Raw genomic sequence first — 22,226 nt, forward strand, 5'->3', positions numbered from 1 at the left:
GAATTGCAAACGTGTCCGACCATAGCCGTCGCTCAAGCCGTAATATCGCCCTTCTCATTGATGGCGACAACGCATCGCCTTCCACTCTGGAGAGCGCTCTCACGATCCTGGGGGACCTTGGAACCGTGAACATTCGGCGGATCTATGGCAACTGGAGCAAGCCGGGCCTCAAGGGCTGGTCCGAGCTGGTGCATCGTTATGCGCTCGAACCTCAGCAGCAATTCGATGTGACCAAGGGCAAGAACGCCACGGACATGAAGATGACCATCGATGCGATGGACCTGCTCTACGGGGGGCACGTCGACGGGTTCGGGCTCATGACCAGCGACAGCGATTTCATGCCGCTTGCCATTCGTATCCGGCAGAACGGCACGCCGGTCTATGGCTTTGGGACGGACCGCACACCCGAGGCGTTCCGGGAGGCCTGCACCCGCTTTATCGACCTCGGCGCCTTGAATGCCGAGCAGGGCGCCAAGACAACGGGCTCCGAGGTTCCAGTCGCAAAGCCGCAAGTCGAGGACGCGCTGGTCGAACTTCTAGGCGATGCGTGGAGGGCCAGCAAGCGCGACGATGAAGGCTTTGCGAGCCTGTCTGAAGTCGGCCAGCGGGCGGCCAACCGGTCCAGCTTCGACGCGCGCAGTTACGGCTTCTCACGCCTGTCCGAACTGGTGCAGAGCCTGCCGCAATTTGCCATCGAACAGCGCGCGAACGGCGTCTTCGTCAAGCGCATGCGCTGATAGGCGGCTTCAGGGCTTCTTTCCGGGATCGTCCTTGGGCTTTCGCAGCGCCTTGCGGAAAGCCCAGAAGGCGGCAAGGAGGGCGGTGGCTCCCGTCAACACGGCGGTGAGGACCTTGAACACCTCGGGCAGGTCGCGAAAGGTATCCATCGTCGCTTGCCATGCGGTCCGTTCGATGCGGACCTGCTCGATATGCATTGTCGGCAGGAGCGCATAGCGTGTGCCGTCCGCCGTCACACCCATCACGACGGTGCGCAAGGCAAGCTCCTGCGCGCCATGCCGCAGGGGCGTGACCGCCCACTCCCACGTCGTGGCAGTCTGGTCGCTGACTGTTTGTTCGGCCGGGTTCATCGGCTCTATGTGAAACCCATCGCCTGTGAGTTCGGCGCGCATGATCCGCCCGACGATGGGGGTATAGGTCTCGATAGTACCGGGTTGGCCTGCCAGCTCTTCCTGCGGCGTTCGGGGGCGGAGGGACATCCCCTCCTCGGGCTCATCCGGCGGAGTTTCTGCAGGAAACCCGATCGAAAGCCGGATGTTGACGGTTTCGTCCCGCATCAGTTCCTCGGGCACGTTGAAGGCGGCGGTGCCTTGCCGTGCCTGCTCCATGGCGCTGGTGAGGTCGGCGCAGTCTTCCAGCGTCATGCGCCGCCCCGCCACGTCGCAAAAAGCCGTCTCGCCCGGATCGGCGGGAGCCATCAAGGCTTCCTCGGGGACATCACTCGGCATCGAACTGGGGGTAGCCCCTTCCATCGCGGCTTCATTGCAAGCGGACAGCGCGAGGACCAGAGCAAGGCTCGGAATGTGTCGTGTGAATGCCATGGAGACCTCCGATACAACGGGTGTCGGATGGCAAATATAACACGTCGACAGGCGGGCCGCACCCGCTGGGCCCCGGCCTAACAATCGTTTTCATGTTTCGTAGGCAGGACCGGCGAGATCAGTCAAAGGGAGAAATGCAATGAGAAGGAAACTTCCGAGGGCCATCGCCCTCGGGCTCCCGACACTGTCGAGCTTATCTTGCGCACGCTCCCTTGTGCGCAAGAGGCAAATTTGCAGGCTAGGCGGGCAAGGGGCGAGTGCCCCTTGAAGTTTTGCCGCTTTTCACCGTTGAGAGGCGCAAAAATCAGGCGTCGATCAGGTCGCGGTCGACGTCGCCTGCGCGGTTCTGGATGAACTGGAATCGGTGCTCGGGATTGCGGCCCATGAGGCGGTCCACAAGGTCCTTGACCACGGCACGATCCTCGTACTCGGCGGGCAGGGTGATGCGCACCAGCGAGCGGCTGGCCGGCGCCATGGTCGTCTCGCGCAGCTGCTGCGGGTTCATCTCGCCAAGGCCCTTGAAGCGGCCGACTTCAACCTTCTTGCCCTTGAAAACGGTGGCTTCGAGTTCGGCGCGGTGCTCATCATCGCGCGCGTAGGCGGACTTTGAACCATGGGTCAGGCGGTAGAGCGGCGGCTGGGCGAGATAAAGGTGGCCGCGCCGCACGATCTCGGGCATTTCCTGGAAGAAGAACGTCATCAAAAGCGTCGCGATGTGCGCGCCATCGACATCGGCATCGGTCATGATGATGATGCGGTCATAGCGCAGGTTGTCCGGGTTGCAGTCCTTGCGCACGCCGCAGCCCATGGCGAGCATGAGGTCAGCGATTTCCTGATTGGCGCGGATCTTGTCGGCACTTGCCGAAGCGACGTTGAGGATTTTGCCGCGGATGGGCAGGATGGCCTGTGTCTTGCGGTCGCGCGCCTGCTTGGCCGAACCACCGGCGCTGTCGCCTTCGACGATGAAGAGTTCCGTATCGCCATCGCCTTCGCCCGAACAATCGGTCAACTTGCCGGGAAGGCGCACCTTCTTGGCGTTGGTGGCGGTCTTGCGCTTGACCTCACGCTCGGCCTTGCGGCGCAGGCGTTCTTCCACCCGCTCCAGGATGGCGCTAAGCAGCGCCTTGCCGCGATCGAGGTTGTGCGAGAGGAACAGGTCGAAGTGGTCGCGCACGGCGTTTTCAACGAGGCGGGTCGCCTCGGTGCTGGTGAGGCGGTCCTTGGTCTGGCTCTGGAACTGGGGATCGCGAATGAAGACCGAGAGCATGATTTCCGATCCGGTCACCACGTCGTCAGGCGTGATGTCCTTGGCCTTCTTCTTTTCGCCGATCAGTTCGGCAAAGGCGCGGATGCCCTTGGTGAGCGCGGCCCGCAGACCCTGCTCGTGGGTGCCGCCATCGGGCGTGGGAATGGTGTTGCAGTACCAGGAATAGGCGCCGTCCGAATAAAGCGGCCAGGCAATTGCCCATTCCACGCGGCCCTGTTCCTGACCCGCATCGTTCTCAGGGAAGTCCTGTGAACCGGAGAAGAACTCGGCGGTGACGCAGGAGCGCCCCTTGATCTGTTCGGCCAGATGATCGGCAAGGCCGCCCGGGAACTGGAAGGTGGCTTCGGCAGGGACCTCTTCAGAGGCGAGTGCGGGCGAGCACTTCCAGCGGATCTCGACCCCGGCGAAGAGGTAGGCCTTGGACCGCACCAGCTTGAACAGGCGCGCCGGCTTGAACTTCAGTTCGCCGAAGATCTCGATGTCAGGCGTGAAGGTTACGGCCGTACCGCGCCGGTTGGGCGCCGCGCCGATCTTCTGGATGGGCCCGAGCGTCTGGCCCTTGGAAAACTCCTGTGCGTAGAGTTCCTTGTTGCGTGCAACCTCCACCCGGGTCTTCGTCGACAGGGCGTTGACGACCGAGATGCCCACACCGTGCAAACCGCCCGAGGTGGCGTAGGCCTTGCCCGAGAACTTGCCGCCCGAGTGCAGCGTCGAGAGGATTACTTCCAGCGCGGATTTGCCGGGATACTTGGGATGTTCATCGACCGGGATACCGCGCCCGTTGTCGGTGATGGTGATCCGTCCGGCCGTGCCGGGCTCCTCTTCGAAAGTGACCTCGATGCGGTTGGCGTGGCCAGCCACCGCTTCGTCCATCGCGTTGTCGAGGACTTCGGCCGCGAGGTGATGCAAAGCACGTTCGTCGGTCCCGCCGATGTACATGCCGGGGCGCCGGCGGACCGGCTCAAGCCCCTCCAGGACCTCGATCGCCGAGCCATCGTAGGTTTCACCGCTGCCCGCGCCGGGCATGTTCTCGAACAGGTTATCGGACATGCCCGGTGTATAGGGCCCGTTTTGTTCCGCAATCAAGCGGCCATCGCCGCTTTTTCCGCCATTGTGGCGCAAGTCGGCGAAACCGGCCGGTTTACTTGTCGAAGCGGGTCGGGGCAGGGCTTACGACACGGACCGAACCCGAACTGACTTCGCGCACTTCCAGGGCACGCTCGACGACACCGCCCTTGCTGAAGCGGAACGGGCCGTCAAGGCCGAGGAAGCCGTCGGCCGAAACGAGGCTGGCGGTCGGGAACTTCGAACCCTGCTTCCAGTCGCGCGCCACGCGCAGCGTCAGGAGCACGGCGTCGTAGCCAAGCGTCGCGATGCGATAGGGCTGTGCGCCGAAGCGGCTCTTGTAGCTGGAGGCAAACTGCGAGAAGCGCTGGTCGGAAACGGTCGCGAACCAGGCGCCCTGCAGCGCAGGGGTCGTGGCGAGGCGCTTTTCACCGCCCCACAGCTCGGTACCCAGAAGACGGACCGAAGCGGTGTCCTCGCCCGCCTTGAAGGTCGTGGCGGCCTGCGCCGAGAGACTGCCGCTGTCGGCAATGAGGAGGGCGCCATAGCCCTTCTTGGACTGGATGCGCGCCGCTGCAGCCCGGATCGAGGTGGGCGAGCGTTCGTAGGATTCCATGGCGATGACGGCGCCGCCGTTGGCACGCACCGCCGACATGAGCGCCGAGCTGGTGCGCTCGCCATAGTCCCCGCGCGGGATCAGCGCGGCGAAGGCCGAGATGCCCTTTGAGTGGGCGTACTCAACGGTGCGGGTGACTGACTGGCCGGGCAGGTTGCCCATGACGAAGACATTGTCCGAGGCCATCTTTTCATCGTTCGAGAACGAGATGAGCGGCACGCCCGCGGGCCGTGCCACGTTGTTGACCGAGACGATGTTGTCCGAGAGGAGGGGCCCCAGGATCAGCTGGTTGCCGTCGGACAGCGCGCGGCGCGTGGCGCCCGAGGGATCGCTCGCGGTGTCGTAGGTCGTGATGCGCAGGTTGGAGGCATTGGTGTCGAGAAGGGCCATCGTGGCCGCGTTCGCAATCGACTGGCCGACCTCGGCATTGTTGCCGCTGGTGGGGACCAGCAGAGCCACGCGGTGGTGCGCGGTGTCGGTCGGAAGCGTGCTCTGCGTCGGCTCGGGTTCGGGCGGAAGATCGGGCGCCGTGGTCTTGGGAACGACGCTGCAGCCAGCGACCAGGGTCATCGCCGCGGCGGCGAGCAAGTTGCGCCGATTGGTGAAACTTTTCAGGCGCATGTCGAACATTGCTTGCCGCTCCCGTAGTGCTTGGGCATGAGTCCCGCGATGGAACATTCTTTAGATCCCGGCCTCTATATAGTGGCAACCCCGATTGGCAACCTTGGCGATATCACGATGCGTGCTGTCGATGTGCTGCGGGGCGTGGAGGCGGTCGCGTGCGAGGATACGCGCGTTACGGGCAAATTGATGCACCACCTGGGCTTCAAGACCCGGCTCATCCGTTATGACGATCACGCGGGCGAGGGCGACCGCGAACGGTTGCTCGCGCTGATGGCCGAGCACCCCGTGGCGCTTGTCAGCGATGCAGGAACTCCGCTCATTTCTGATCCCGGCTATCGCCTCGTGCGCGAGGCGCGTGACCGCGGCATTGCGGTCACCAGCCTTCCGGGACCGAGTGCCGCGGTGGTCGGAATGACGCTATCGGGCCTGCCGAACGACCGTTTTCTGTTCGCAGGGTTCTTTCCCAACAAGGCCAAGGCGCGCGAGGATGTCCTCGCCGAACTGCGCTCTGTGCGCGCGACACTCATTTTCTATGAAACGGCTCCGCGCCTCGAGGCCGCGTTGACGGCGATTGCGACGCACCTGCCCGGACGCGAGGTGTCGGTCGCGCGCGAGTTGACCAAGAAGTTCGAGGAATGCCGGACCGGTCTGCCGGAAGATATCGCCGCGCACTATGCGGTTCATCCTCCCAAGGGCGAGATCGTGCTGATGATCGCGCCGCCTTCGGACGCGCCGGACGAGGCACTTGATGTCGATGCGCTGCTGCGCTCCGAGCTCGAGGTGTCGAAGGCCTCGCAGGCCGCAGCCAAAGTGGCCAAGGCGACCGGACTGGATCGCAAGACGCTCTACGCGCGGGCTCTGGAACTGCGGTGAGCGCGCGCCGCGAACAGGCAGAGCGCGATGGACGGCGCGGCGAAGCCTGGGCGGCATGGTATCTGCGTCTGAAAGGGTGGCGCGTGATCGCGCGCCGGGTGAAGACCCGCCGCGGCGAGATAGACCTGGTGGTTCGGCGCGGGCGGACCTTGTGCTTCGTCGAGGTCAAATGGCGTCGGAACAGGGCCGATCTCGATCATGCGATTGACGGCTGGCGGCTGCGGCGCGTGGCCGACGCGGCGAACCTGGTGGCAAGTCGCTACGAAAAAACCGGCGACAGCGTGCGGATCGATGTCCTGTTGCTGTCGCCGGGATGCTGGCCGCGCGTGATCGAGAATGCCTGGATGCCGGGATCCTGAAGGCACCGGTCACGCGGGCCGGCGGGGGGCTCGTGTCAGGCGTGCGGCTTGGGCTCGTCGTGATGCTCGCCCTTTTCACCTTCGTGATGACCGTCCTCGTGATGGTCGCCCTTGTCGGCGTCCTCGTGGTGGCCCTCGTCCTTGTGGCCTTCCTCATGGTGATCCGGCTCGGCGGCCACAGCGAGAGGCGCGAGGCCCGAAACCGCGAAAAGGCTGGCGAGAAGGGTCAGGGTGGTCTTGTTCATGTGGTCCGAAACTCCCAAGAAGTGTGTTGCTTCGCAGCGATAACTACTCGCGTTGCCCCATGATTCGCTTTAAGCGGCCTCCCGGTAGGAACCCTCAGGACTCGATAATATGACCTTGCGCATTGCCGTACAGATGGACCCGATCGAAAGCGTCAACATCGCGGGCGATTCCTCGTTCGCACTGATGTTGAGCGCGCAGGCGCGCGGGCATGAACTGTTCCACTACGACGTGCGCACGCTTGCCTACGACACGAACGAAGGTGCGGCTGGAAAGCTCACCTGCTGGGGCGCGCCGATCACCGTCCAGCCCGTGGAGGGGGCCCACTATATGCGCGGTGAGTACCGCCTGATCGACCTCGTCAAGGACATCGACGTGGTTCTCATGCGCCAGGATCCGCCCTTTGACCTGGGCTACATTACCGCCACGCACCTGCTCGAACGGCTCGAGGGCCAGACCCTCGTCGTCAACGACCCGGCCTCGGTGCGCAACGCGCCCGAGAAGGTCTTCGTGCTCGACTATGCGCGCTTCATGCCGCCGACCTTCATCGCCCGCCGTATCGAGGACGTGAAGCGCTTCCAGGCACAGATGGTCGACAAGGGCCTTCCCGGCGATCTCGTCGTCAAGCCGCTCCACGGCAATGGCGGCAAGGCGATCTTCCGCGTGCCCGAAGACGGCAGCAACCTTGGCGCACTCGTCGAGATGTTCCAGAACGCCTGGGTCGAGCCGTTCATGGTCCAGCCCTTCCTTCCCGGCGTCGCCGAGGGCGACAAGCGCATTGTGCTCGTCGATGGTGAGGTCGCGGGTGCGATCAACCGCAAGCCGGGCGAGGGCGAATTCCGCTCCAACCTGGCCGTCGGCGGTTCGGCCGAAGCCTGTACGCTCAGCTCGACCGAGGAAGAGATCTGCGCGGCGATGGGGCCGGAACTCAAGGCGCGCGGCCTCGTTTTCGTGGGCATCGACGTGATCGGGGGCAAGTGGCTTACCGAGATCAATGTGACATCGCCCACGGGCATCGTGGCCATCGACAAGTTCAACGGCACCGACACCGGCGCCAGGATCTGGGATGCCATCGAGGCGCGCCACGCGGCGATGTAAACCCGCTTCTCGGGGGAGGGGCAGGACGGAGACCGCTTCGTGAGCGACCTCATCTACGACGTCATCCGCGAGGGTGGCTATTTCGGCGTCTTCGTGTTGATGGCGCTGGAGAATATCTTCCCGCCCATCCCTTCCGAGCTGATCATGGGGCTTGGCGGCCTTGCGGTCGCGCGCGAGGACATGAGCTTTCTGCCGCTGCTCTGCTGGGCGACGGCAGGGGCGACGCTAGGCAACTACGTCCTGTTCCTGGGGGCGCACCGCATGGGCTATGAGCGGCTCCACCCCTTCATCGACCGCTGGGGTCGCTGGCTGACGCTGGACTGGAACGATATTGAGCGCTCGAGCCGCTTCCTCAAGCGGCATGGGCACTGGGTCGTACTTGGACTGCGGCTGCTGCCGATGTTCCGCACCGTCGTCTCGGTCCCGGCAGGCCTTGCGCATATGGGCCATGTCCGCTTTCTGGCCTTCACCGCCATTGGTACCGGAGCCTGGAACGTGGTCCTCATCATCGGGGGAGCCTGGCTTGGGCGCACTCTCCAGCACGCCGAGGACTGGTTGAGCGGGAGCGCGCTCGCGCTCATCGCAGTGGCGCTGGTGTGGTACGTCTGGCGGATCGTGACCTGGCGGCGAGGGCGCTCTTAGCTCTCGTTCTCACGCGGGTGGGCGTTGCGGTAAACGTCGAGCAGGGTCGCGGCATCGACCTGCGTATAGATCTGTGTGGAGCCGAGCGAGGCGTGGCCAAGCAATTCCTGCAGCGAACGCAAATCCGCTCCGGCCCCCAGCAGGTGCGTGGCGAAACTGTGGCGCAAGGCATGGGGCGTAGCCGTCTGCGGTAGTCCCAGAGCCGTGCGCGCACGCGCCATCGCCTTTTGCACCATGCCCTGCGAAAGGGCTCCTCCCTTGGCACCGCGAAACAGCGCGGTGTGGGCTGATAGAGGCCAGGGGCACTTGGCGAGATAATCCTCGATTGCGGCGCGCACGATGGGAAGGATGGGAACGACGCGCTCCTTGTTGCCTTTGCCCAGCACGACAAGGCGGTCGCCGAGCGGCATCACGGCACCCGTCAGCGAAAGCGCCTCGGAGATGCGCAGGCCCGACCCATAGAGGAGGACCAGCACCGCGCGGTCGCGCGCCCCGATCCAGTCGTCCGAGGCAAGTTCATCGGCCATGGCGGCTAGGTTCACCGCCTCGTCGGGCGTGACCGGGCGCGGGATGCCTTTCTTCACGCGCGGCCCCCGAACCCGGGGCGGGGCGGCCATGGCGTCGCCCGCCTGCTGGCGCGCGAAGATCAGGAAGGCCTTGAGCGCGGAGAGTTCGCGCGCAGCTGAGGCATTGCCGATGCCCCCGGCGCGGCGCGCGGCGAGGTGACGGCGCAGGTCTTCGCTGGTGCACCGGGCAAGTTCGGCCCAGGCAACGCTTGCGGTAATGTCCTTGCCCAGGAAATCGAGCAGCCGCGCGGCAGTCGCGAGATAGGCGCGGGTCGTGTGGGCGCTGCGGCGACGGGCCTGGGCGAGGTGGTTTCCCCAGGCCTCAAGCACATCAGCGCGGGTCACACCGCCACCAGGTCTTCGGGAACGAGCTCGGCGAGGAGCCCGTCGAGGAGCGGCATGCCCGCCTCTGTCACGCCCATCCGGCTCCCGTCCTGCCAGACGAGGCCTTGGCTCGCGTAAAACGCGGCCTTGTCACCATGGCACAAGGCGCTGCCCGGAAGGCCGAAACGCTGGGCGAGATGGGCAAGGTCGATCCCTTCGCGCAGGCGCAGGCCCATGAGCATGGCTTCGGAGGCCTGCTCGGGCACCGCAAGAGCGCGTTCCTCGACGATGCCATGGTCGGAGCTGGCAAAGGCATTGAGCCAGTTTTCCGGCTTGCGATGGCGGACCGTGGCGGCATTCGCTCGGCGGCCGTGCGCGCCGGGGCCGATCCCGCAATAGTCCTCATAGCGCCAATAGGTGAGGTTGTGGCGGCTTTCCTCGCCCGGGCGGGCGTGGTTGCTGATCTCGTAAGCGGGAAGGCCCGCCGCTGCGGTACGCGCACGGGTGAGGGCGAACATGTCGGCGCAGGCGTCTTCGTCCAGCGGCGTGAAATCGCCCTTGCGGACCATCGTCTCGAACTTCGTGCCCGGCTCGATGGTGAGCTGGTAGAGCGAGAGGTGCCCGGTGCCAAAACCAAGCGCACGTGCCAACTCAGCGTCCCACTGCTCCAGGGACTGGCCGGGGCGCGCATAGATCAGGTCGAAGCTCACGCGCGCGAACCGGGCCTGCGCGACTTCGAGTGCCTTCAAGCCCTCCGAAACATCGTGGAGGCGCCCCAGGAAGCGCAAGGTTTCGTTGTCGAGCGCCTGGAGGCCGAGCGACACACGGTTGATCCCGCAACTGGCAAGCGCGGCGTAGTTCGCCGCCTCGATCGAGGAGGGGTTGCCCTCCAGCGTGATCTCGATGTCCGGGGCAAAGCCCCAGAGATCCCGCGCCTCGCGCAGCAGCCGCTCGACAAGGGCAGGGGGCATCAGCGAGGGCGTGCCGCCGCCAAAGAATATGGAATGAAGCGGCTCGCGACCGGCAAGTGCATGTTCGTGGCGCATGTCGGCCAGCATCGCGGCTTCCATCGCGCCATTGTCGACGCGGTCGCGGACATGGCTGTTGAAGTCGCAATAAGGGCACTTTGCGAGGCAGAACGGCCAGTGGATGTAGAGTGCGCGCGCCATGATCGGCCCAGCTTAGCTGCCGAACTGCTCCGCGACCAGCTTGGCAAAGGCATCGGCGCGGTGGCTCATCGCCTGCTTGTCGGCCGGTTCCATCTCGGCGAAGGTCACGGTCTTGCCCTCGGGCACGAACACCGGGTCATAGCCGAAGCCGACACGGCCGCGCGGAGGCCAGGAAAAGGTGCCATTGACGCGGCCCTCGTAGACTACTTCCTCGCCATCGGGCCAGGCAATCGCGAGCGTGCAGGAGAACCAGCACGAGCGGTCGGCATCAGGGCCCTTTTCGGCGAGCAGGCCTTCGACCTTGCCCATCGCCATGAACCAGTCGCGCCCCGGTTCGCCTTCAAACCACTGCCGCTCGGCCCAGTCCGCGGTGTAGACGCCGGGGCGTCCATCGAGCGCGGCGACCGAGAGGCCGCTGTCATCCGAAAGTGCCGGGAGCTGCGCGGCCTTGGCCGCCGCGTGCGCCTTGATGAGCGCGTTCTCGGCAAAGGTCGTGCCGGTCTCTTCCGGCTCAGGCAGGCCAAGCTGGCCCGCCGAGACGCATTCGAGGCCATAGGGCGCGAGGAGGGCGCCGATTTCCTTCAGCTTGCCTGCATTGTGCGTGGCAATGACGAGCTTTCCGCCCTGGAGCTTGCGGGTCATGGGATCCCTCCTCGTGCCTCTAGTTTACTTGCCGACAGCCTTGGCCTGCGCGGCGAAGATCTGGTCGCAGCCGATCTTGGCGAGACGCAGCAGGCGCAGGAGGCCTTCCTCGTCATAGGTCGCGCCTTCGGCGGTGGCCTGGACCTCGGCGATCTTGCCGCCTTCGATCAGGACGAAGTTGGCATCGGCATCGGCCGAGCTGTCCTCGATGTAGTCCAGATCCAGCACCGGGGTGCCCTCGCAGATGCCACAGGAGATTGCAGCGACGCGGCCTTCGATGGGATCTTCCTTGATCTTGCCCTCTTCCATCAGCTTGTCGACGGCAAGGCGCAGCGCGACCCAGGCGCCCGAGATCGAGGCGGTGCGGGTGCCGCCGTCGGCCTGGAGAACGTCGCAGTCGAGCACGATCTGACGCTCACCCAGCTTCTTCATGTCGACGACGGCGCGCAAGGAGCGGCCGATCAGGCGCTGGATTTCCTGCGTGCGGCCCGACTGCTTGCCCTTGGCGGCTTCGCGGCTGCCACGGGTGTGCGTGGCGCGCGGCAGCATCGAATATTCGCCCGTGACCCAGCCTTCACCCTTGCCGCGCAGGAACGGCGGGACCTTTTCCTCGACCGAAGCAGTGACCAGCACGCGGGTGTCGCCGAAGGAAATCAGCACGGAGCCCTCGGCGTGCTTGGTGAAACCGGTCTGGATGTCGATGGTGCGCATCTCGTCGGATGCACGGCCGGAAGGACGCATGGATTTGCCTTTCTCTATTTTCGAGCCGCCCCTACGCGCATTGGGCTTGAGGCTGCAAGAGCAGAGGCTAAATTGTCACGCATCATGCCCACACCGCCCATCACCGAATTGACCACCCGCGCCCGCGAGATCTTCCGCCTTGTCGTGGAGGGCTATCTCGATACCGGAACCCCGGTCGGCTCCAAGGCCTTGGCCGGGGCCGGGGGCGTCAATCTCTCGCCCGCCTCGATCCGGTCGGTCCTTGCAGACCTGGAGTCGCTGGGGCTGCTGGCCGCCCCGCACACCAGCGCGGGACGCCTGCCGACCGAGGCGGGCCTTCGCCTGTTCGTCGATGGCATCATGCAGATGGCCGAGCCCAGTATCGAGGAGCGCCAGGCGATCGAGCGTGGGCTTTCCGCGCCCGGGCCGATCGAGGCGGCGTTGGAGGCGACGAGCTCGCTCCTCTCCAACCTGACGTCGAGTGCAGGCCTGGTGATGGTTCCGCGCCGTGAGCCGCGCCTCAGCCACCTGCAACTAGTGCCGCTGGCGCCGGGCCGGGCGCTGGCGGTCGTCGTGGGAGACGATGGCGCGGTCGAGAACCGTGTCGTGGACCTTCCCGACGACCTGACGCAGGGAAGCCTGGAGCAGGCCTCCAACTTCATCAGTGCGCATCTGAAGGGGCGCACCTTCGGAGAGGCGACCCGGCTGATGCAGGCCGAGATCACCTCGGGGAAGGCGGAACTGGATGCGGCGAGCCGCGAACTGGTCGAGCGCGGGATCGCGGTGTGGAGCGAGGACGCGCTGGAGCGTCCGGTTCTGATCGTGCGCGGGCAGGCAAACCTCCTCGACGAAAGCACGCTTTCGGACCTGGAGCGTGTCCGCTCGCTCCTCGATGACCTTGAAAACAAGCAGTCGGTTGCCGAACTGCTGGAGAGTGCGCGTGAAGCGCGCTCGACCCGCATCTTCATCGGCTCGGAAAATCGCCTCTTTGCGCTTTCCGGGTCCTCGGTGATCGCCTCGCCCTATCGTGATCGCGATGGCAAGGTGGTCGGCGTGGTGGGGGTTATCGGTCCGACGCGGTTGAATTACGCGCGGGTCGTCCCCATGGTGGACTTCACTGCCCGAAGTCTGGGCAAGCTTATCGGATAGCTGGAACCATAGAAGACATGACTGACGACAAGACTCAGCCGCCGGTTGACCAGGAAGTGGCCAAGGAACTGGACGGCGTGCCCGAAGAGATGCTCGACAACAGCGAAGCGAACGGTGACGGCGTGGAAGACGAACTTGCCAGGTTGCGTGAAGAGCTGGAAACGGTGAAGCAGGAAGCGCTCTACGCGCGTGCCGAGACGCAGAACGTGCGTCGCCGTCTGGAGAAGGACATCGCGGACGCCCGCAACTACTCCGCCACCAGCTTCGCGCGTGAGATCCTCTCGGTCTCCGACAACCTCGCCCGTGCGCTTTCGGCCATTCCGGCCGACCAGCGCGAGGACGAGAAGATGAAGAACATCGTCACCGGTATCGAGGCGACCAACCGCGAGATCGACAAGGTGTTCACCAACCACGGCATCACCCGCATCGCGGCAATGGGCCTCCCGCTTGACCCCAACCAGCACCAGGCGATGATCGAGGTTCCCTCAGCCGACGCCGAGCCGGGTACGGTCGTGCAGGAACTCCAGGCTGGATACATGATCAAGGATCGTCTCCTGCGTCCGGCCATGGTGGCCGTGGCCAAGAAGCCGGACTGATCGAGGGCATTCTCGCAGGCCGCTTTTGCGGCTTGAAACACGCAAAGGCGCAGGCGGGCAGAGGCTCGTCTGCGCCTTTGCTGTTTGCGGGTGCCGGGATGCCTGGACAAAAAGTCAGGAACTCTTGCGCGTAGGTCTCGTTGAAAATGGAAACAGGCAATTTCAAGGAGATCTCAGTATGCGGGCGTACAGCAAGCTCATTCTGCCGGTGATGGCAGCGGGCGCATTCACGATGGCGGGTTGCGCCAGCAACTACACCGGCGAAGGGGCTGCTGCGGGCGGCGCGGTGGGCGCGGGCATTGGCGCTCTTGCGGGCGGCGATGTCGGCACGGGCGCAGCCATTGGTGCGGCCGCGGGCGCCGCGGCGGGTTCGCAGGTGGACAAGGACCGTGGCTGCTATCGCCGAGACCGTTCGGGCGACCGCTACTGGGACGACGATTGCTGATCGACACTATTCCGGCAGGGGGATGCAAAGGGCGTGGTGACAAGGCGGTCACCGCGCCCTTTTTCGTATCACCCCGGCCCGAACGGCAGGATCGCCCGGTACGAGGCGAGAGGCGGAGCTCCGGCCAGCACCACGCCGCGTTGAAGCAGGAAGGCGTGCCGCACTATCTCGGCCTGCTGCTCGAGGCCATAGCGTTCAAGCGTCCAGCCTGGCTTCAGGGCATAGTGATAGCGGCAGAAGGGATGACGCCGCGTCGGCAGGAACAGGCGCCCGCGCGTCTGCGCCTGCCAGACATGGGTCATCTCATGGATGAACAGGCCTTCCAGACTGAGATCTCCGCAAGCGAAATCATCGCGGTAGATCTCGCAGGCCGGATGGAAATGGATATGTCCGCACGGCGCCATGACCGCTGCGCGGGGCTGCAGTGGAAACCACTTGGTACGCTTGATGCGCACCTCGTCATAGGAAATCGCCTCGCCGAAGATGCTCCGGGCAAGCGCGATTTCACCGCGGGTCAAGGCGCGCGCCCCGCCCGCAGGGCAGGTCGGGGCTGAGGGTGGGCTCAGTGCTCCATCCCGTCCATGGCCTCATGGTCCATCGCGCCGTGATCCATGCTCGCATCGGCGTGCATGCCTGCGCCCATCTTCTCTATGGCAAGCGGCATCGAAAGCTTGTCGCCGCCCTCAAACGTGATGGTCATTTCGGTCGTGCCGCCGCTCTTCAGGCTGTCGTCGAGATCGAAGGCCATGACGTGCAGGCCCCCCGGCGCAAACTCGACGCTCTTGCCCGCGTCGACGGCCACGCGCTCAACTGCACGCATCTGCCCGCCTTCGGTCTTGTGCATCTCGGCGCTGTCGGCCCCCGCGATATGGATCGCGGCCAGTTCGACAGGCGCATCGCTTGCGTTGGTGAACGTGAAATAGACCGCTGCCGGGCGATCCGCGACGACGGGCAGGATCATCCGTCCTGCCTTGGCGCTGGTGCCGGGCTTGGCGTCAGGCCCAAGTGCTTCGGCGGGCGCGGAGGCCGAGCCTTGCGCGTCGGGCTCGGCCGATTGCTGGCATCCCGCAAGTGCGAGAAGGCCCAGCGACAGGGCGGAAAAGGCGGCGTTTTTGCGGGTGAACATGCGAAACCGGTCCTTGCGGGAAGCTCTGATGGCGTGGATTGCGCTAATGCCATCGCAATGGTCTTGTTCCAAGAAAAACCGCACCTATATCCCGCTTCGACGATTGAACGTCACCGAGCTGCACAAGCCGCCTTGCCTCAAGCCAGGGAGGCGATCCGTGCGGTGTCAACCACTGACGTGAGGAATGGGGATAATGGGTAAAGTAATTGGTATCGACCTTGGCACCACCAACAGCTGCGTTGCGGTCATGGACGGTGGCAAGCCGAAGGTAATTGAAAACTCCGAGGGCGCGCGCACGACGCCGTCCATCGTCGCCTTCACCAAGGACGGCGAACGCCTGATCGGACAGCCGGCCAAGCGCCAGGCGGTCACGAACGGCGACAACACGATTTTCGCGGTGAAGCGCCTCATCGGCCGCCGCTTCGACGACCCGGTGACCAAGAAGGACACCGAGCTCGTCCCGTACACCATCGTCAAGGGCAAGAACGGCGACGCATGGGTCCAGGCTGGCGGCGAAGACTATAGCCCCTCGCAGGTTTCCGCCTTCACGCTGCAGAAGATGAAGGAAACCGCCGAGAGCTATCTTGGCGAGACCGTGACGCAGGCCGTGATCACCGTGCCCGCCTACTTCAACGACGCGCAGCGCCAGGCGACCAAGGACGCCGGTCAGATTGCAGGTCTTGAAGTGCTGCGCATCATCAACGAGCCGACCGCGGCCGCGCTTGCCTATGGCCTCGACAAGAACGACGGCAAGACCATCGCCGTCTACGACCTTGGCGGCGGCACTTTCGACGTATCGATCCTTGAGATCGGTGACGGCGTGTTCGAGGTGAAGTCGACCAACGGCGACACGTTCCTGGGCGGTGAAGACTTCGACACCAAGCTCGTCGAGTGGCTGGCGGACAAGTTCAAGGCCAAGGAGAACATGGATCTCCGCACCGACAAGCTGGCCCTGCAGCGTCTGAAGGAAGCGGCCGAGAAGGCCAAGATCGAGCTGTCCTCGACGGCCTCGACCGAAGTCAACCTGCCCTTCATCACCGCGCGTATGGAAGGCGGCGCGACGACCCCGCTTCACCTCGTCGAGACGGTCACCCGTTCGGACCTGGAAAAGATGGTCGCCGACCTCATCAAGCGCACGCTTGAGCCCTGCAAGAAGGCTCTCGCCGATGCCGGCGTTTCGGCTTCGGAAATCGATGACGTCGTTCTCGTGGGCGGCATGACCCGCATGCCCAAGGTCCGTGAAGTCGTGAAGGACTTCTTCGGCAAGGATCCTCACACCGGCGTGAACCCGGACGAAGTGGTTGCCATGGGCGCCGCGATCCAGGCCGGCGTGCTTCAGGGCGACGTCAAGGACGTGCTGCTGCTCGACGTGACCCCGCTGTCGCTGGGCATCGAGACGCTGGGCGGCATCATGACCAAGATGATCGACCGCAACACGACGATCCCGACCAAGAAGAGCCAGGTCTACTCGACCGCCGAGGACAACCAGCAGGCGGTGACGATCCGTGTGTTCCAGGGCGAGCGCGAGATGGCGCAGGACAACAAGCTGCTCGGCCAGTTCGACCTCGTCGGCATTCCCCCGGCCCGTCGCGGCGTCCCGCAGATCGAGGTGACCTTCGACATCGACGCCAACGGCATCGTGAACGTGTCCGCCAAGGACAAGGGCACGGGCAAGGAACAACAGATCCGCATCCAGGCCTCGGGTGGTCTTTCGGACGCCGACATCGACCAGATGGTCAAGGACGCCGAGAAGTTCGCGGACGAGGACAAGAAGCGTCGTGAATCGGCCGAAGCTAAGAACAACGGCGAAAGCCTTGTTCACGCGACCGAGCAGCAGCTCTCCGAGAACGGCGACAAGATCGACGCCGGTCTGAAGGAAGAGGTCGAAGCCGCGATTGCCGAAGCCAAGACCGCTCTGGAAAGCGACGACGCTGCCGAGATCACGGCCAAGACCGATGCGCTGACCCAGGTTGCCATGAAGATGGGCCAGGCGATTTACGAGAAGGAACAGGCCGCTGGCGGCGCCGAGGGTGGCGAAGCCCCCAAGGCGGACGATGATGTAGTCGATGCCGAATTCTCGGAAGTCGACGAAAACAACAAGGGCTGACAGTCCGGATGAAACTGTGAAGGCGTCATCGGTGTGATCCACACCGGTGGCGCCTTGCAGCATCGAAGGAGGTGAGACCACAGTGTCAGCAACCGAAATCGACTATTACGAACTTCTCGAAGTCTCGCGCGATGCCGACGACAAGACGATCAAGTCGGCCTACCGCCGCATGGCGATGCGCTTTCACCCGGACAAGAACCCGGGCGATGCCGAGGCCGAGGCCCGCTTCAAGCAGTGCAGCGAAGCCTATGACGTCCTGAAGGACCCGCAGAAGCGCGCGGCCTACGATCGCTTCGGCCACGCTGCGTTCCAGCAGGGCATGGGCGGTGGCGGCGGCCACGGTGGCGGCGGCATGGGCGCCGAATTCGGCGACATCGGCGATATCTTCGAATCCATTTTCGGCAGTGCCTTCGGGGGCGGTGCCGGAGGCGGGCGTCAGCAGGCGCGTCGGGGCGCGGATCTTCCTTTCGACATGGAGATCTCGCTCGAGGACGCGTTCAACGGCCGCAAGACCGAAATCACCATCGAGGTGTCGCAGCCGTGCGAACCCTGCGAGGGTTCGGGCGCGGAGCCGGGCACCGGCAAGCGTGGCTGTTCGATGTGCAACGGGCACGGCAAGGTCCGTGCGCAGCAGGGCTTCTTCATTGTCGAGCGGACCTGCCCGACCTGCCATGGCCGCGGCGAAGTCATCGAGAAACCGTGCCGGGCGTGCGGCGGCGAAGGCCGCGTCGACAAGCCGCAGACGATCGAGGTGGACATTCCGCCGGGCGTCGACAATGGCACGCGCATCCGCCTTGCTGGCAAGGGCGAAGCCGGGCCATTCGGAGCGCCTCCGGGCGACCTCTATATCTTCCTGCACGTCAGGCGCCACAAGGTGTTCGAGCGCGAGGGCACGACGCTCCTCACCCGCGTTCCGATCACCTTCACGACGGCGGCGCTGGGCGGCTCGATCGAAATCCCGGGCATCGACGGCGAGATGATCGCGCTCGACATTCCCGCCGGGATCCAGTCGGGCAAGCAGTTGCGCAAGCGCGGTGCGGGTATGCCCGTGCTGCAGGGCCGTGGCCGCGGCGATCTCGTCATTGAGATCACTGTCGAGACCCCGACCCGGCTGAGCGCACGCCAGAAGGAAATCCTGCGCGAACTGCAGGAAACCGAGACGGGTGACGAATGTCCCCAGTCCAAGGGTTTCTTCGACCGCATAAAGGACGCCTGGAGCGACCTCACTGACTGAGGTTGGCGCAAGCTGTTACAGCCGCGCGAGGACCTCGTTGCGGATCTGATCGACAAGGGAGGGATCGGCTTGAAGCCGGTCCCTTTCTTCGTCGAGGATGGCCAGAAATACCTCACGCCGGATCGCGTCGATCTCGTTTCGGCCCAGCGCATGCTCTCTCGGAACGGCTGAGGCGATGAGGTCGATCATGCGTTCTGCGCCGTGGAGCCTTCCCCATAGATAGTCGTTCTCGCGATAGGCGCGGCTGAAGAAGGCGCCAAACGTGTAGAACTCGGTCCCGCGCAAGGGCGAGGGCGTGCCCTCGGGCCGGATCGCGGTGCAGTCCTCGGGGGAGATGCGATCGACCTGGACCGGGTCGAACTCGTTCAGTCCTTCGCCGCGCAGCATGGGCAGGGTCGCGGCGTCGTAGAAGGGAAAGCCCAGATACGCGAGAAGCATGCGCCGACGCAGCACACGCGGCATTTGCGAGAGCGCCTCGGCCAGGATCGCGTCGACCTTTCCATCGATTTCGTGGAGCGACCAGCAGCGTTCGAGATCGGCCAGGGCCGCTTCCGGATCGGCCAGGATCTGCGGTGCTTTCTGCGCAAAGTCGCGATCCCGTACGGTGCAGTTGCTTGCCTCCTGGTAAAGATTGAGTGCGGTGTAGATGGCCTCGCGGGCCTGATCGCGGTCCACCTCGCGCACGTCCTCGTCCTGCTCGCGTTCCTGCGTTACGCGCCGGGCCAGAAAACGCAGGCGGCGGGTGCGGTAGGAAAGGTCGAATTTGCGGAAGAACGCGATCAAGCGCGGTGAATTGCCATCGCGCAGCGCCTCACGGCGGTCGAGCCCGGTCTCGGCAAGATAGCGCGCAAGGTGCTTGCTCACGCGCCGGAGCGTGACGTGCTCGGCGCCGGGCGCGCTTTCGACGATGCGCTCGGCCATCTTTTCGAGGACGCCGGTCAGCTTGACCTGCGCGTAGCTGTGGTAGGCAAATCCCGATTGCTCCTGTGCGGCCTTGTGCGCCTTGCTGCGCCAGCTCGCGAGGCGCGCCGGGGTCGGCCGGTCAAGGAAGAGAGTGTGCCCGAACAGGCGCTCCACCGTCTCCTCGATCTCGGGGCGCAGGGCCTCGATGATTTCACGCAGCATGGCCGTCTCGCGCGAATCGAGCTGGATAGCCTCCAGGTTGTCGCGGATCGGCTGCTCGCGCGGGATCGAGGATAGCGAGCCGAAGATTACGGGGAAGAAGCCGGGCGGTTTGTTCTCGCGCCGTGCCGCTTCGCCGAAGGCATCGGGGGTGGGCTCGATGTAGACAACGCGGCGGTCCACTTCGCGTGCAGCAGGGCGCGTGCGCAGGACGCTCATGGCATCGCGGAAGGGCGCGTTGACGAGCACCGAGCCATCGATCAGCGCGACATTGGCGAGATCGCCGCGCCGGGTGTGCTCGGGCATGATCCGGGCCAGGAAGGTTTCGCGCCCCTCCCACTCGATCTCGCGCTCGCGGGTAAGTTCATCGATCTCGGCCAGCTGCAACGGAGGAAAGGCGCCCGGAAAGCTGGAGGTCGCGCGCGCCGCGAAGACCAGTTCGGGGATGGGGGCAAGCGGCATGCCGCGATGCACAGGCGTGCGCGCGTGAAAGTCGATGGTGAGGCGATGTTCGCTCTCCAGCACGAGCGGCGGCGAATGCAGCTTGAGCGCTTCGAGGTGGCCCTTGAAGTCGGTTGCTGTCACGAAAAGATCGAGCGGGTGCCCGTTGGGCAGAAGCGGAGCGCCGCCCGGAGCGCGTGCCATGGCTTCCAATGCCGAGGCGAGCGTATTGGAGAGCCCTTCGCCTGAGAACGGGGCCTCAAACCAGCGCGAGCGGATCAGGCGCGAGAGCTTCTCGCGCACCTCGGCGCGGGTTTCCGGGGCGACGCTGGAAGCGATGGCGCCGTCCGGGCGCTTCAGGAGAAAGGCGACAAGTGGCTGTGCCCAGAACTTGGTGGCGGCCGAAAGCGGGCGGGCATCGGGGTGAAGCAGGCGGTCGATGTCCGCGCATTCCAACCACAGGTTGGTCAGTGGCTCGAGCGACTGGCCCGAATGGATTGCCTGGGCCAGGAACACGCTGTTGATGCCGCCCGCGCTCGCCCCGGCGATCACGTCCGCCATGACCCGCAGCTTCAGCCTGCTGGCATCCTCGATCCGTTCGAGCAACTGGCGGTAGACGGCGCCTGTGCCCAGATCGGAGGGATCGTCCGACCAGAATGAACGGCTTGCCCGCAAGGCATGCCAGAGCTCCTTGGTAACCCCGTGCATGTAGACGGCGAGGCTGACGCCTCCATAGCAAACGAGCGCAATTCGCAGTTCTTTCTGGCGCATGGACTTAGCGTGGACCCGATGCGCGGGAAAGGCAATTGCGTTCTCGCTCCGTTCCGGTTACGCCCGGTGCCATGGCAAAGCCCAAACGTAGATACGCCTGCCAGGCCTGTGGCGCTGTCGCGACACGCTGGCAGGGACAGTGCGCCGACTGCGGCGAATGGAACACCCTGGTCGAGGAGGCGCCGCAGACGGTCTTCTCCTCCAAGCACGACCTGTCTTCGGGCGGGCGGCCGATCGTGTTCACCCCGCTCGACGCTCCCGGCGAACTGCCGGTGCGCCGCGCCAGTGGTCTTGCCGAGTTCGACCGTGCGTTGGGCGGTGGGCTCGTCCCGGGCTCGGCGATCCTGATGGGCGGCGATCCGGGCATCGGCAAGTCGACCTTGCTGCTGCAGGTTTCGGCCCATATCGCGAGCTCGGGCGGCAGTGCGGTCTATGTCAGCGGCGAGGAAGCAGCCGGACAGGTGCGGCTTCGCGCCGAGCGTCTGGGGCTCTCCAAGGCGCCGATCCTGATGGCCTCGGCCACATCTGTTCGCGATATCCTGACGACGCTGGGCAACATGGACACGCCCTCGCTGCTCGTCATCGACTCGATCCAGACCATGCATTCCGACCAGATCGAGGGCGCGCCGGGGACGGTCAGCCAGGTGCGTGGCTGCGCGTTCGAGTTGATCCGCTACGCCAAGGAAAACGGCGTGACGCTGATCCTCGTCGGGCACGTCACCAAGGACGGCAACATCGCTGGCCCGCGCGTGCTTGAGCACATGGTCGATGTGGTCATGAGCTTCGAGGGTGAGCGCAGCCACCAGTACCGCATCCTGCGCAGCCTCAAGAACCGCTTTGGTCCGGTCGACGAGATCGGTGTATTCGCGATGGAAGGCGCAGGGCTTGCCGAGGTCGGCAACCCTTCCATGTTGTTCCTGTCCGGCCGGGAAGAGCCGATGGCGGGCAGCGCGGTATTCCCCGCAATGGAGGGTACCCGGCCCGTCCTGATCGAGATCCAGGCGCTGATCGTGCGCCTCCAGAGCGGCGCGACGCCGCGCCGCGCGGTCGTGGGCTGGGACAACGGACGCATGGCGATGTTACTGGCGGTACTGGAAGCGCGCTGCGGTCTCAATTTTTCCAGCGCCGAGGTCTATCTCAACGTTGCGGGGGGCTACCGGCTTTCTGATCCGGCCGCCGATCTGGCCGTGGCTGCTGCGCTCGTTTCCGCGCTTGGCGACAAGCCCCTGTCGAGCAACGCGGTATGGTTTGGCGAGGTCTCGCTCGCCGGTGAAATCCGGCCCGTGGCCCATTCAGCGATCCGACAGCGCGAATCGGCAAAGCTGGGGTTTGCCAAGGCCTTTGGCCCGTCCTCGGCGTCCGATCAGGATTCGGGCGGAGAGGGCGGCAAGGGGCTGACCTTTACCGGGCTTGGCATGTTGCCCAATCTCGTTGACCGCATCCTGAGTGATGCCTAGGACACTGATCC

Annotated in this window: 22 protein-coding genes; 11 read left to right on the forward strand and 11 right to left on the reverse strand. The window is 64.9% G+C overall.

The genetic code is table 11. From position 1 onward, the window contains the following. Positions 1 to 11: 11 nt before the first annotated feature. Entirely contained in the window at positions 12 to 737 is a 726-nt protein-coding gene (locus MTR65_RS04035; RefSeq protein WP_243797301.1) for an NYN domain-containing protein, read from the forward strand. Positions 738 to 746: 9 nt separating this feature from the next. On the opposite strand, the gene MTR65_RS04040 is transcribed toward MTR65_RS04035, so the two are convergent. The 3 genes from MTR65_RS04040 to MTR65_RS04050 all read right to left on the reverse strand — a co-directional run bounded on the left by MTR65_RS04040 (position 747) and on the right by MTR65_RS04050 (position 5,137). After that, positions 747 to 1,559: a hypothetical protein gene (locus tag MTR65_RS04040; RefSeq protein ID WP_243797303.1), complete on the reverse strand. Its 813-nt coding sequence runs from the start codon at positions 1,557 to 1,559 to the stop codon at positions 747 to 749. A 304-nt stretch (positions 1,560 to 1,863) separates the two neighbouring features. Continuing rightward, positions 1,864 to 3,876, reverse strand: a complete 2,013-nt coding sequence (gene parE, locus MTR65_RS04045; RefSeq protein WP_243797536.1) for a DNA topoisomerase IV subunit B — start codon at positions 3,874 to 3,876, stop codon at positions 1,864 to 1,866. Positions 3,877 to 3,967: 91 nt separating this feature from the next. Beyond that, positions 3,968 to 5,137 carry a penicillin-binding protein activator gene (locus MTR65_RS04050; protein ID WP_243797306.1) on the reverse strand — a complete coding sequence of 390 codons (1,170 nt, stop codon included), beginning with the start codon at positions 5,135 to 5,137 and terminating at the stop codon, positions 3,968 to 3,970. Positions 5,138 to 5,176: 39 nt separating this feature from the next. On the opposite strand from MTR65_RS04050, the gene rsmI reads away from it, so the two are divergent. Continuing rightward, entirely contained in the window at positions 5,177 to 6,004 is an 828-nt protein-coding gene (gene rsmI / locus MTR65_RS04055) for a 16S rRNA (cytidine(1402)-2'-O)-methyltransferase (RefSeq protein WP_243797308.1), read from the forward strand. Next, the gene (locus MTR65_RS04060) at positions 6,001 to 6,363 is read left to right on the forward strand and encodes a YraN family protein (protein ID WP_243797310.1); all 363 of its coding nucleotides are present in this window, start codon (positions 6,001 to 6,003) and stop codon (positions 6,361 to 6,363) included. Before rsmI ends, MTR65_RS04060 begins: the two co-directional genes overlap by 4 nt. A 35-nt stretch (positions 6,364 to 6,398) precedes the next feature. Here the strand turns inward: MTR65_RS04060 and MTR65_RS04065 are convergent, their stop codons facing one another. Continuing rightward, complete coding sequence (locus MTR65_RS04065; RefSeq protein ID WP_226635498.1) at positions 6,399 to 6,608, reverse strand: hypothetical protein; 210 nt, start codon at positions 6,606 to 6,608, stop codon at positions 6,399 to 6,401. A gap of 109 nt (positions 6,609 to 6,717) precedes the next feature. Here MTR65_RS04065 and gshB point away from each other — a divergent pair, with 109 nt between their 5' ends. Both gshB and MTR65_RS04075 read left to right on the forward strand, forming a co-directional pair. Next, a complete protein-coding gene (gshB, locus tag MTR65_RS04070) occupies positions 6,718 to 7,704 on the forward strand; it encodes a glutathione synthase (RefSeq protein WP_243797313.1) in 987 nt (328 codons plus the stop codon). Positions 7,705 to 7,743: 39 nt separating this feature from the next. Then, positions 7,744 to 8,346, forward strand: coding sequence for a DedA family protein (locus MTR65_RS04075; protein WP_243797315.1), 603 nt, complete (start codon positions 7,744 to 7,746; stop codon positions 8,344 to 8,346). Here MTR65_RS04075 and MTR65_RS04080 read toward each other — a convergent pair. The 4 genes from MTR65_RS04080 to rph are packed head-to-tail and all read right to left on the reverse strand — an operon-like array spanning position 8,343 to position 11,788. After that, a complete protein-coding gene (locus MTR65_RS04080; RefSeq protein ID WP_243797317.1) occupies positions 8,343 to 9,257 on the reverse strand; it encodes a tyrosine recombinase XerC in 915 nt (304 codons plus the stop codon). The two genes, MTR65_RS04075 and MTR65_RS04080, sit on opposite strands and share 4 nt — an antisense overlap. Continuing rightward, the gene (gene hemW / locus MTR65_RS04085; RefSeq protein ID WP_243797319.1) at positions 9,254 to 10,405 is read right to left on the reverse strand and encodes a radical SAM family heme chaperone HemW; all 1,152 of its coding nucleotides are present in this window, start codon (positions 10,403 to 10,405) and stop codon (positions 9,254 to 9,256) included. Before hemW ends, MTR65_RS04080 begins: the two co-directional genes overlap by 4 nt. Before the next feature lie 12 nt (positions 10,406 to 10,417). After that, a complete protein-coding gene (gene rdgB / locus MTR65_RS04090; RefSeq protein ID WP_243797322.1) occupies positions 10,418 to 11,047 on the reverse strand; it encodes an RdgB/HAM1 family non-canonical purine NTP pyrophosphatase in 630 nt (209 codons plus the stop codon). Between the two features lie 24 nt (positions 11,048 to 11,071). Beyond that, positions 11,072 to 11,788 (reverse strand): ribonuclease PH, encoded by a 717-nt coding sequence (rph, locus tag MTR65_RS04095; RefSeq protein WP_243797325.1) that lies wholly within the window; start codon positions 11,786 to 11,788, stop codon positions 11,072 to 11,074. A gap of 84 nt (positions 11,789 to 11,872) precedes the next feature. Between rph and hrcA the strand changes: the two genes are divergently transcribed. From hrcA to MTR65_RS04110, 3 genes are all read left to right on the forward strand, one after another. Beyond that, positions 11,873 to 12,916, forward strand: a complete 1,044-nt coding sequence (gene hrcA, locus MTR65_RS04100) for a heat-inducible transcriptional repressor HrcA (RefSeq protein ID WP_213501742.1) — start codon at positions 11,873 to 11,875, stop codon at positions 12,914 to 12,916. 17 nt (positions 12,917 to 12,933) lie between these two features. Next, positions 12,934 to 13,512, forward strand: a complete 579-nt coding sequence (grpE, locus tag MTR65_RS04105; protein WP_213501744.1) for a nucleotide exchange factor GrpE — start codon at positions 12,934 to 12,936, stop codon at positions 13,510 to 13,512. Positions 13,513 to 13,690: 178 nt separating this feature from the next. Further along, positions 13,691 to 13,957 (forward strand): YMGG-like glycine zipper-containing protein, encoded by a 267-nt coding sequence (locus tag MTR65_RS04110; protein ID WP_213501746.1) that lies wholly within the window; start codon positions 13,691 to 13,693, stop codon positions 13,955 to 13,957. 68 nt (positions 13,958 to 14,025) lie between these two features. Here MTR65_RS04110 and MTR65_RS04115 read toward each other — a convergent pair whose 3' ends face one another. Further along, a complete protein-coding gene (locus MTR65_RS04115; protein ID WP_243797329.1) occupies positions 14,026 to 14,475 on the reverse strand; it encodes a vgr related protein in 450 nt (149 codons plus the stop codon). Between the two features lie 44 nt (positions 14,476 to 14,519). Beyond that, positions 14,520 to 15,083, reverse strand: coding sequence for a copper chaperone PCu(A)C (locus MTR65_RS04120; RefSeq protein WP_243797331.1), 564 nt, complete (start codon positions 15,081 to 15,083; stop codon positions 14,520 to 14,522). A 193-nt stretch (positions 15,084 to 15,276) separates the two neighbouring features. Between MTR65_RS04120 and dnaK the strand changes: the two genes are divergently transcribed. Together dnaK and dnaJ are read left to right on the forward strand one after the other, a co-directional pair. Further along, positions 15,277 to 17,190 carry a molecular chaperone DnaK gene (dnaK, locus tag MTR65_RS04125; RefSeq protein ID WP_243797333.1) on the forward strand — a complete coding sequence of 638 codons (1,914 nt, stop codon included), beginning with the start codon at positions 15,277 to 15,279 and terminating at the stop codon, positions 17,188 to 17,190. An 82-nt stretch (positions 17,191 to 17,272) separates the two neighbouring features. Continuing rightward, complete coding sequence (gene dnaJ / locus MTR65_RS04130; RefSeq protein WP_243797336.1) at positions 17,273 to 18,424, forward strand: molecular chaperone DnaJ; 1,152 nt, start codon at positions 17,273 to 17,275, stop codon at positions 18,422 to 18,424. Between the two features lie 15 nt (positions 18,425 to 18,439). On the opposite strand, the gene MTR65_RS04135 is transcribed toward dnaJ, so the two are convergent. After that, positions 18,440 to 20,758 (reverse strand): patatin-like protein, encoded by a 2,319-nt coding sequence (locus tag MTR65_RS04135; protein WP_243797338.1) that lies wholly within the window; start codon positions 20,756 to 20,758, stop codon positions 18,440 to 18,442. 71 nt (positions 20,759 to 20,829) lie between these two features. On the opposite strand from MTR65_RS04135, the gene radA reads away from it, so the two are divergent. Next, on the forward strand, positions 20,830 to 22,215 hold the full coding sequence (radA, locus tag MTR65_RS04140) for a DNA repair protein RadA (protein ID WP_243797341.1): 1,386 nt from the start codon (positions 20,830 to 20,832) through the stop codon (positions 22,213 to 22,215). Positions 22,216 to 22,226 lie beyond the last annotated feature (11 nt).

It is taken from the genome of Novosphingobium mangrovi (assembly GCF_022818885.1).
GTDB classification, from domain to species: Bacteria; Pseudomonadota; Alphaproteobacteria; order Sphingomonadales; family Sphingomonadaceae; genus Novosphingobium; species Novosphingobium mangrovi.